This window comes from Chryseobacterium sp. SN22, from assembly GCF_008329705.1.
Lineage (GTDB): Bacteria > Bacteroidota > Bacteroidia > Flavobacteriales > Weeksellaceae > Chryseobacterium.
In genome coordinates this window covers 39,367-50,130 of the sequence record NZ_VTSX01000030.1, presented here as the reverse complement: position 1 = coordinate 50,130, position 10,764 = coordinate 39,367, and the positions used below count along the sequence as shown (strand labels likewise).

Genomic DNA, 10,764 nt, shown 5'->3' with positions numbered 1-10,764 from the left:
ATAAAATGAGAAATAATTGTAATAGAAAGTACAATTATTAAGAAAATATAAATTTTTTGTTATAAATTATGACTGATATAATGAAATAATTGAGTAATAAAACTTCAAATTTCGTCAGGATTTTTCAATTGTAAAATTCATTAAATCTTTAGGAGAAATATTCAATCCTTTGGTCAAATCAATTAATGTAGTAAACGCAAAGTTTCTTTTTCCATTTTCTATATCGCTTACAGTGCCTTTAGTCAATTTGGAACTGTTAAGGACAACATCATCCTGCGTAAGTCCAGATTCTAGTCTGATTTTCTTAACGTGTTCTCCAAATTTTTTTAATATTTCTTCCTGTAAGGCATCCATGTATTATGACTTTATACAAAGGGCGTAATTTTTTCAATAAATTTTGTTACAAGAACTTGTAACAAAAGGAGATTTTTATATATTTGTGATACAGTAGTAGATAACTATTTATAGATTGTAGTATATCCGTAGGATAACAATTCTTTGTATAGTTGAGAAGGCCGTTAAAACACACACTTATGAAAAAGAACAACATAGACTTTGAATCCCGGTTTTGGTCCGGCCGGAGCAAACTTTCACCTGTCGCTTTAGGGGACGTATTTTTCCAGTTCCATGACCTGGCCACGGCGAAGGAGCGGCTCAACCTGATGATGCAGTACGCGGTACAGGGGAAAACGCGGATCCCGGAAGATCCTTCGGTGGTCTTTCACTTCTACCAGTCGCTACGGTCGCTGATCCGGGCCGGGTGGTGCCTCCGGAAGAAATCCGGGAAATGGATGGGAGAGGTCGATCCGGAGACCGGCAATCCGCTGAGGTACGGTTCGCTTTCAGAAGAAGAATACCGCGATCCGGTGCTGGTGTTCCGCAAAGCTTTTAAGGCGTACCGCCCAGAGGAATTGGAGGACTTTCTTTCGGACGTTGTCTATTTCTCGCTCGGAACGTTCAACCAGGTGCCGGAGCGTAATATCGTTGGCCCGTACCTCCACCTGATCAAAATGCTGGACGCCGCCTGGCTGGTCGTGGAACGGAAGAACAGGAAAAAGGATCTTTTGCAATCTCAGCCGGAGAAAGCTGAGGTTGAGGTACCGTAAATGGTGTTAAAAATTAGGGTAAAATAATAAAACGGAATAATTAAAAATAAAGCTTTGATTATACTTAATTTTAGATGGTAAAGTAAAATCAGAAATAAAGGCAGCAATCATAATGACAATACTATGGAAAGAGACAATTCCGACACCAATCAATCTGAAAATCTTAGGATTAAAAATAGAAAATCTTCAGTAAAAAAGTTATTTGCAAGCGGACTGGTTTTAATCCTTTCTTCGGTTTTAATGCTGATCCTTGGAGCCGGAATGTTTGTTTCACGGGGCAATTATAGCCGGACTACGATCAGCCTGTCGGAATTTTGCTTCATATTTTGGGTTCCTTTTTTAATTGCCGGGGTTTTGCTCACATTTGCTGCATTGGTTATTAAATCAGTGAGATCATCAAGATAAAAACATTAAATGCAAACTTGTAGGCACCGGATGCAATGCTTAACAGGCGATTCTCTCTATTACTAAGCCCGGATCCCTACAGAAATGGCAGATTCGACGTAGTCAATGACAAACAGCGTGTTGAAATTATTCACCATCATTGTGAGGAACGGCTATCCGGTGGCTGAGCGGAGCCGAAGCCACGGGCATTATCTATGAAAATCTGCGCGATCTGTAGTAGATTTTTTCGTAACATTAGAGGATCCTGCTACGAATCTTTCCATACGATTCTCCACTACTAAATCCGGATCGCTACGGAAATCACAGATTCGACGCAGTCAATGACAAACAGGGTGTTGAAATTATTCACCATCATTGTAAGGAACGGCTATCCGGTGGCTGAGGCTCTCGAAGCCACGCCATTATTTGGACTTCGACGAGCTCAGCCACCGGCCATGCAACTTTGTAAGAGATTTTAACCGCGAAAAACGAAGAATATTTTTCAGCATCACTTCGGACATTTGGCCCGGATGTCATCGGAATTGTAATCCCGGAACAGGATCTTGCCGAAATTTTTCTCAGAACATAAGGTGTTCGTCTTTTTGCCATCGTTCCAGACGGTATTTTCCCCGTATTTGGAAAGAACGATTTCCTTTGACGGTTCACTGAATTTAAAGGTGATGTATTTTTCCGAAGTGTATTCGTCCGGCAGTTCATTGAAGAGTTCAACCGTAAAGAACCGGTCTTTCACCACCAGTTTCCGGAAGGAATCCCCGAAACTGTTCGGGTAGATCTTTTCGTTTTTCAGAACGTCGTATTTTTTATTCTGATCATTCAATAAAATCAGTACCGGCGCAATTTTGGTATCGGGATCCTGCGGATCGAGGTCGCGGTTATTGGCCAAAACAACAATTTTGTCGGTAAAATGATCATTGTTTAGATCACAGTCTTTTTCCTCCACCACCGAATACTGATTCCCGGCAACAGAGGCAATGACCATTTTGGAATTCAGGGTTCCTGAATTTTTCGCCACCGCATTCCCGAAAAATTTCGGATAGGCCTCCCTTACGTTGATCAGATCGACGGTCTCATATTTTCCGTCTTTATAAAATACGGCATACCAGGGGCTATTATGTTTGGGAATGGCTACGGTTTTGTTATCTTTTTTATACGCGAATACTTTCGTATCATCAGCGTTTTTATAAGATACTTTCAGAGAATCCAGGTAGGTTGATGCTTCAGAAAAATAGTTGTTGGCATCGTCTGCGATGGTGTAGAAATCTTCACCGTTTTTCTTTTTGAGGGCTGCTATTGTCTGATCACCTGGCGAAACGAAAACAATATCCTGGTCATCCAGAACAAGGGTGTCGGATTTTACAGATGCAGAGGTTGTTTTTTCCTGGGATTTATTACAGGCAACAGAAAAAAAGGTAATAAGTACCGTTAAAAGAAGGGTTTTGTGGAAATCCTTCAGCTGATTTCCCGTCATCCCGATGGTACCCGCGATTTTGTCAAGGGTATCTCCAGGCTTTACCTGGTAGAGCAAAATACTTTCATCCATAATGGTATTTTTGTAAAACAGATTTCCAGCTTTATAAAATTAGTAAATAAAATGTCACCCTTCAAAGAATAATAAGTATTTTGAAAAAGTTTAGTCATTCTAAAAGGCATTTGTGGGCGACCGGATAAATATCGGAAGCACACAACAACTAGTGAAAATTCGTGTTATCTCCGTGGGCTAACCATTAAAGAGGTAAAAGCTTTAAAAATTTATGATTTCCCCTGATGTGTTCTGAAAATATTTTCAGGCGATCACAAACTCTCTTTGTGATTCATGTGTTAAGCAAACCCAATCATCCGTGGAAATCCGTGTAATCCGGGGGAGATTTAAACGGCAAAAGAACACAACAGAAAATTTACCTTAAATTTGCATTACTTTGAATTCCCAAACTATGAATACCAAACAGGAAAAGCTGGAAGCTTTCGGAAGATTACTGGATATTATGGATGACCTGCGCGAAAAATGCCCGTGGGACCAAAAGCAGACCCTGGAATCGCTCCGGCATCTGACGCTGGAGGAAACCTATGAACTGTCGGATGCGATTTTGCAGAACGACCTTCAGGAGATTAAAAAAGAACTCGGCGACGTTTTGCTGCACCTGGTGTTCTACGCCAAAATCGGTTCTGAAAAAGAAAGCTTTGATATCGCCGATGTCATCAATTCCTTAAACGAAAAGCTGATTTTCCGCCATCCCCATATTTACGGGGATACCGAGGTAAAAGATGAGGAAGAGGTAAAGCAGAACTGGGAAAAGCTGAAGCTGAAAGAAGGCAACAAATCCATTTTAGGCGGTGTCCCGAAAAGCCTGCCGAGCATGGTAAAAGCCTACCGGATCCAGGATAAGGTAAAAGGCATCGGGTTCGAATTCCATGATGCGGAAGATGCCTGGAAAAAAGTGGATGAAGAGATCCGGGAATTCCACGACGAAACCGATCTTCATAAAAAAGAGCAGGAGCTGGGCGATGTATTTTTCTCATTGATCAACTATGCACGGATCTCAGGCATCAATCCGGATTCGGCACTGGAAAGGACCAATTTAAAATTCATTTCAAGGTTCCGGAAAATGGAAGCCCTGGCAGCGGAACAGGGGGTCAGCCTCGCGGATCTGTCGCTGGAAGAAATGGATGTCCTTTGGGAACAAGCCAAACGCCTGCAGTAGATGAAAGTAAGAAATCCGCTGCATCACCGGTTCCAGTACCTGCTGGAAATCAAACAGACGGAAAGGAAATGGCATTTCCCTTTTCTGGCAGCCCTGTGCATCGGCAGCTGCCTCTTCATTGGATATTTTATGGGAAAGCCCGGATACGGAAGCCTTTCCAGTCTCGGGGCACTGGTTATTTTGTATTTTACCTCAGCTCCCATTACCCAGCGGATGGTTCATCTGGTAGTCTGTGCTTTCGGGATCCTGTTTTCATTTACCCTGAGTTCATTTTTCGGCTTCAATGCTTATGCGGCAGCCTGTGCATTGGGAATCATCGCTTTTCTGGCCCACTTTCTGGCTTCCTATTTTAAGATGCCGCCGCCCGGGAATTTTTTCTTCATCATGGTGGCTGCAATGGCCGGAACATTTCCTTTTGAGCCGGAACTGATTCCGGTAAGGGTAGGGCTGGTGGCCATGGGAGCTATTCTGTCGTGTTCGCTCGCTTTTCTGTATTCGGTTTTTATTGAAAAAAGCAAAGTAGTAACCGTACCGAGAAGGGCTTTTAATAAAAGACGCTATACCAAGTTCGTCGAAAGTACCGTTATCGGTATTTTCATGGCGCTGACCCTGATTGCCGGACATCTCCTGAAGTTCAACAATACCTACTGGATTTCCATTGCGGCCGTTGCCATCATTCAGGGACGCAATTTCGAGCATGTCAGGCAGCGCAATGTGCACAGGATCCTGGGGACTTTTATCGGAATCGGATTCGCCTGGCTGATCCTTTTATTCAATCCTGAAAAGCTCGTGATGATCGGTATCATTACCGTGCTCCAGTTTGTCATAGAATTGCTGATTGTAAGGAATTACGGTTTTGCCGTAGCTTTTATCACCCCGCTTACCATTCTTCTGGCAGAAACCGGAAGCGAAATCCACCATCCTGTGGAACAGCTGATGCACGCGAGGCTGCTGGATACGATCATCGGAAGCCTGATCGGTCTGGCGGCAGGATTTTTCCTTCACCATCAGCAGATAATTAATAAATTAGAGAAAAATATAAGATTTTCTTATTTTAAGTTTAAAAAATTAAAAAAATAAATATGTGGCGTGCTGTTATTGTTTCTGCATTTTTCCTTTGGAGCTGCAATCCGAAAGCTCAGGATTCTCCTGCAGCCGATGAATTGAAAGTCGAATTTTCTTTGCCCAAAAAGCTGAAAGAAGTCTCCGGAATAGCCTTGTCCCAGGATAAGAAAACCCTCTGGGCCATTGAAGACCAGGGAAACAAAAATGTGGTGTATGGCTTAAACCTTCAGGGCGGCTTAACGGCTGACGTTCTGGTGGAAAACGCAGAAAATCATGACTGGGAAGATATTACGGCGGATGCTCAGGGAAACCTGTACATCGGCGACTTCGGGAACAATGACAATGACCGGCAGGACTTATCGATTTTAAAAATTGACCTTAATGATGCTGCCCAGAAATCCACCCGGGTGATACAGGAAACGAAATTCCATTATGAAGGACAGACGGAATTTCCCCCTAAAAAGTCCAACTGGCTGTACGACTGCGAAGCTTTTGTAGAAATGAACGGGAATTTTTATCTGTTTACCAAAAACCGGAGCAAAGGTTTTGACGGGACGTTCCTTGTTTTTAAAGTTCCCAATCAGCCAGGGGATTTCCAGGCTGAATTAATAGGGAAACTGAAACTGAAAGGCGGCTACAGTGATGCCGCCATTACTTCCGCTGCCATCAACAGGACCAAAGACAAAATTGTTTTATTAAACCACAAAAATATCCAGGTGCTTACCGGTTTTAATGCTGACGATTTCAGCAAAGCAGAAATCCATCCGGTATCATTAAACCATAATTCCCAAAAGGAAGCCGTTGTTTTCCTTGATGATCGTACTTTGCTTATAGCCGATGAAAAGGATAAAAAAACAGGAGGGAATGTGTATGGATTTAATTTTTGATTATTTTTGCAGTTCTTTATAAATACCATGAATAAAAGTCTTACGATCTTAACAATTTTTGCAGCACTATTGTTATCTTGTACAGAGCATGATGAAGATGAGAATAGTTTTTCTTCAGAGGCTGACGGACCCGAAAAAATGTCAGTGAGGTACGCTGCATTACCAAAAATTACTAATTTAGATCCGAAACTAAATTATGAATTTTCCTATAATCAAGGAAACTTAACAAAAATTTCCGGAAAAATTAAAACTTTTGCAGGCTTTGATGTTTTTTTAATAGAACCGAACTCGATATTGTCTTATAATAACAATCTGGTAACTGTTGAAAATTCGGAAATTGCTGACAATAATATTAAAAGGATTATTTATACCATGGAAAAAGGGAGGCCTAAAAAGGCTGAATTGTATGATGGAAATAATCTGCTGTTCAGCAAAAAAGATTATTTTTATGAAGCTGATAAGATTGTTGTTTCTGAAAAAATGTACACTTGGGAATTTTACACTACCTATTTTTTCGATTCTCATAAAAATTTAATCAAAGCTGAAAAACTGGAAAAGTCCGGTGGTATTGATAAAAAATTGACTACCACCATGTACCTGGATTTTGATCATTCAAAAAATCCTTATAAAAAGCTGTACTTGGCAAATGATAATTTCTATGAGAAAAGTTTATCGGAAAATAATTATCGGAAAATAGCGTATACGGTAAAAGACTTGCAAAATACACAATTTCCTCCGGGATATGGTAATGCTGAATGGACATACAGTTATAATTCAGACGGTCAGATAATACTATATTTTCAATAATCAAAAATCCGCAGAGAAAATCATCTGCGGATTATGTATTTAATTAAGATCTCATTAGGCAGTAAAATATTGACAATTGTCTAAAAACTCAAGCCTACACCGCCTGAAATCCTGCCCCCGTCTTCGCCGGTGAAATAATCTATCCTTGCAGAGAACATTTCCAGGATGTTGAGCCAGAATCCGGCGCCTACGCCCTGGTGCCATTTATCGGAAGACTCACGGTCCATCCAGACCCTTCCGAGATCATAGCCGATCAGGACCCCCATATTGGCAGGAGCGATATTGTTCTTGATGCGTCCGAAATCCCAACGGACTTCCGTATTGTTCACAAAATAGGATTTTCCGGCAAACCTTTCGTTCCGGTAAGCCCTCATTTTATTGTTCCCGCCGATGGCTGCTGCCTGGTAGAATTCAAAATTATTGTTGTTGATGATCATGGCGTTGGCCGAATTGGCCAGGACAAATTTCCCGCGCTTATCGATCCGGTGGAAGATATTCAGCGTTCCCTGGAACGAAGCGAAGTTCTGGTTGAATTCCGACAAATTCGCTTTCCATCCTGCATTCAGGGCCAGTTCCAATCCGAGGGTGGGGAAGGCATTGTTGTCCAGGTTTCTGAAGCCGAAGGTATAATTGGCTCCCGCAAACTTCTGCCCGCTGAAAACTTCAGGATTCACATCCGGGGAAACGGCAATGAAGCGGTCGTCGTTTCTCTGCACCTTGGCCTGTTCGAAACTCAGCTGGAACTGGTGTTTCAGTCCGTGCCAGCCGGTAGTGGAAACAGAAGGCGCAAATTTAAACTGTGAAATCCTCACCCGGTTATAATCCCGGTCCACTGCGTCTTTGTCATAGATGGTTTCATTGCCCAGCCCGAAGAAAGTTCTTGCGAAAAACGGGGTGGTATATGAAGCGTCAATTCCGGCATCCCATCCTCCGATGGCTTTTTTAAAGATTCCTTTGTAGCCGACATTAAATCCGCCTGTAGCGGTATACATATTTGCCCTGAGGGTATGTTTCTGGGTAAACGGATCACGGATAAAATTATTCACGGTGTAATTGGCCACCACTCCCAAAATTACGCCGTCATCCGGATTGAAGTTGGCATTCGGGTAGCCTGCAAAGAAATTGTATTTCGGATGCTTCCAGTTGTAGGTATTCTGCTCGTAATCATCGGTAATCCGTTTGGAAGCTGTCCGGGCGTTATAGGTATTTTTCTGTGATTTGAAGTCATAGATTTTCACCCGGCTGCCTTTTGCCACGTTATAAGTATCATGGTTATAGCCACCGATGAGGCGGATATTGGTTTTGGGATTCCCGTCTCCTGAAACTTCATAGATATCGTCCTCCTCAAGTCCGTAGATCCAGAGCTCTCTGGTTTTGTCGTCATAGGTTTTTTCAAATACCAGCTCCTCCGGGCGGTCTTTGCTGAGGCTATACTGTTTTACCGTAACTCCATTCCTGTTCTTTATAATAACGAATTTATCCGGTTTTACGGTACCTGCCAGCTGCACTTTTTCCTGCAGGACATGATAGTATTTTACAGCGGCATCATTAATTGCGGTTTTCCGGAGTTTCAGTTTCCTCTGAATATCGCTGATGGTTCCGTCCTGTACTTCCTGCGGAAGATTTTTGAAGGCCTCATCGATATCTGTATCCGTAAGATGCTTTTGGATGTACTGGGCCTGGGCAGTCCAGTCTTTCTCTTCAGCATTTTTCAGGAGGATCATATCCAGCGGATACGGCTCCATATTCATCCAGCGCACGTTTTTGATTTCTTCTTTGAATGATTTCATATGACGGATTGCCGGAACGTTCATAATAACTTTAAAGGCAGCACCGTCATAATTGCTGAATGCCTGGTCATGGTCTCTCGGGACCGGGCGGTAAATGATTTTTCCGTCTTTCTTGTACTCTGCCCATTTCCATTGGTCTTCATGGCGGTCCCAGTCGCCGATCAGCATATCAAAAAGCCTGGCTCGGATATATTCATCCCGGTTTATGGAATATTTGGCATCTTTTCTCAGGTTTTTTAATACATCCTGGGTAGAAACCACATCCGAAGCATTGTCAAGGTACTGTAAAGTCTTCGGATCGGAAGAAAACCGTTCCTCGATCATGTACATTTCATTGCCGTAATCTTTGTTGTATCGTCCGAGTCCTTTCTGTTTCGGTACATAATACAGTTCGGGATTGCTGTGGAAAAGATCTATCTTCTCAGCCATGTTGTTTACTGAAAATACGGTAAAGGGATGGCTGGTGGTATAAAAATCCTGCAGGAAACGGTCCGGGAAGGTATTGGCCAGTTCATTTCCGAAAGTACTTCTTTTGAAGGCCATGGCGTTAAGAAAACGGAGGGAGCTTTTTTTCACGCCGCGCATCACGAATTCCTGGCCGTCCTTCGCTTTCAGCCTTAAACTGTTCGACTGGTTCCCGCCGCCTTCGCGGAAAGGGGTATAGCCGCCGTCCAGCGTGGAAATGTTGGCGGTCGGAGCTTCAATCGGCATGCTGTAATATTTCCGGTAATGTCTGCCCCAAAGCCAGGTGTAAAACTTTCCTTTTTGGGTTAATTTTTCGGGATATATCGTTGATGTAACAGTTGCCGGAAAGGAATCGGGATAATTGTTCACAAAATCTTTCGGTTGAGCCATCACCTGGATATGGGAAAGGCTTTGCAGGGTAGTGTCTTTGGTAGAAAAATATTCCACATCGGAGCTCTGGTCCTTCCGGAGGTTTAACACGGCAAAACCGCTCCCGCCGTAAGAAAAGTCGGCATTTTCCCTTATCGAAGCCGGATCTACCTTAGAGCCGGCACCGCTGATGATCTGGCGGATGTTGCGGCTTTTATGGTATTGCAGGTTATGATCGTGCCCCGAGACAAAAATAATATTTTCCTTGTCCTGGACAATGCTTCGGATACGGCCGGCCAGATCTGCGTAACGGCTGTTGTTGATATCCTCCGGGCTGGCTCCTGAAGAGCTTCTCACCACATTCAGAAGACTGGCCACACCGGGGGCGGGAATCTTCCCTTTAAACGGATAAAGATTGGATCGGGCAGAAGTGAATCCTGCATGGGTCCCGCTGCTGATCAGCGGGTGATGCATCGCAACGATGATCCTTTTATCCTGGTTTTTATTAATTAAATCCTTGAATTCCACAAAAAGGTCTTCACGGGTTTTGATATCACAGCCTTTGTTGATACCCGGATATTTGTCCCAGTTCAGCAGTGCCCATTCTGAATCAATTACAATCAGCTTGATGTCTTTGGTTAAGCTGATGTCATCAATCGGGCAGGAATTTTTAGGCAGGAACGCTTTTTTATCATTCAGATAACCCTTTACGAAATCTTCCTGCGCTTTGATCCCTTCAAGCCCGCTGTACCAGTCGTGGTTGCCGGGGATCACCAGTGTTCTGCCCTTAAAGTTTTTTGTGATGGCCAGCTGGTCTTCCAGTTTCTTTCTGGCCGTCTCATAATTTTTATCGGATTTTTCCGGCATTCCTTTCGGGTAAATATTATCACCGAGGAAAATCAGCATCGAGTTGCTGCCGGCACTATCCAGCTGGCTTTTCAGCATTGTAAGGGTCTGCTGTGCCTGTGGCTCATCCGCATTTCCCGCATCACCTACCAGGAAAAGCTGGTAATCGTTTCCGGAACTGATGCCGGGACGGCTTACTTCAGATAAGTTTTTCCCTTTTTTTACGTTATAGGTGGCGCAGGAATAGAGCACTCCGGCAGAGAGTACCAGCCTGAGCGCAACAGACGAATTTTTTAGATGCGTTTTTAAGTATAAATTCATAAAT

8 protein-coding genes are annotated in these 10,764 nt (G+C 43.1%); 5 read left to right on the top strand and 3 right to left on the bottom strand.

Going from position 1 to position 10,764, the window contains the following annotated elements:
• Positions 1-114 precede the first annotated feature (114 nt).
• Positions 115-354 carry a helix-turn-helix domain-containing protein gene (locus FY557_RS17895; RefSeq protein ID WP_149248611.1) on the bottom strand — a complete coding sequence of 80 codons (240 nt, stop codon included), beginning with the start codon at positions 352-354 and terminating at the stop codon, positions 115-117.
• Between the two features lie 179 nt (positions 355-533).
• Between FY557_RS17895 and FY557_RS17890 the strand changes: the two genes are divergently transcribed.
• Positions 534-1,106, top strand: coding sequence for a hypothetical protein (locus tag FY557_RS17890; RefSeq protein ID WP_149248610.1), 573 nt, complete (start codon positions 534-536; stop codon positions 1,104-1,106).
• An 892-nt stretch (positions 1,107-1,998) separates the two neighbouring features.
• Here the strand turns inward: FY557_RS17890 and FY557_RS17885 are convergent.
• Positions 1,999-3,051, bottom strand: coding sequence for a hypothetical protein (locus FY557_RS17885; RefSeq protein WP_149248609.1), 1,053 nt, complete (start codon positions 3,049-3,051; stop codon positions 1,999-2,001).
• 391 nt (positions 3,052-3,442) lie between these two features.
• Here FY557_RS17885 and mazG point away from each other — a divergent pair, with 391 nt between their 5' ends.
• From mazG to FY557_RS17865, 4 genes are read left to right on the top strand one after another with little or no spacing between them, the layout of a single operon-like run.
• Complete coding sequence (gene mazG, locus FY557_RS17880) at positions 3,443-4,210, top strand: nucleoside triphosphate pyrophosphohydrolase (RefSeq protein ID WP_149248608.1); 768 nt, start codon at positions 3,443-3,445, stop codon at positions 4,208-4,210.
• Complete coding sequence (locus FY557_RS17875) at positions 4,211-5,290, top strand: FUSC family protein (protein ID WP_149248607.1); 1,080 nt, start codon at positions 4,211-4,213, stop codon at positions 5,288-5,290.
• Between the two features lie 2 nt (positions 5,291-5,292).
• Entirely contained in the window at positions 5,293-6,162 is an 870-nt protein-coding gene (locus FY557_RS17870) for a hypothetical protein (protein WP_149248606.1), read from the top strand.
• 27 nt (positions 6,163-6,189) lie between these two features.
• Complete coding sequence (locus tag FY557_RS17865) at positions 6,190-6,969, top strand: hypothetical protein (RefSeq protein ID WP_149248605.1); 780 nt, start codon at positions 6,190-6,192, stop codon at positions 6,967-6,969.
• Between the two features lie 80 nt (positions 6,970-7,049).
• On the opposite strand, the gene FY557_RS17860 is transcribed toward FY557_RS17865, so the two are convergent.
• Positions 7,050-10,760 carry a metallophosphoesterase gene (locus FY557_RS17860; RefSeq protein ID WP_149248604.1) on the bottom strand — a complete coding sequence of 1,237 codons (3,711 nt, stop codon included), beginning with the start codon at positions 10,758-10,760 and terminating at the stop codon, positions 7,050-7,052.
• Between the last annotated feature and the right edge of the window lie 4 nt (positions 10,761-10,764).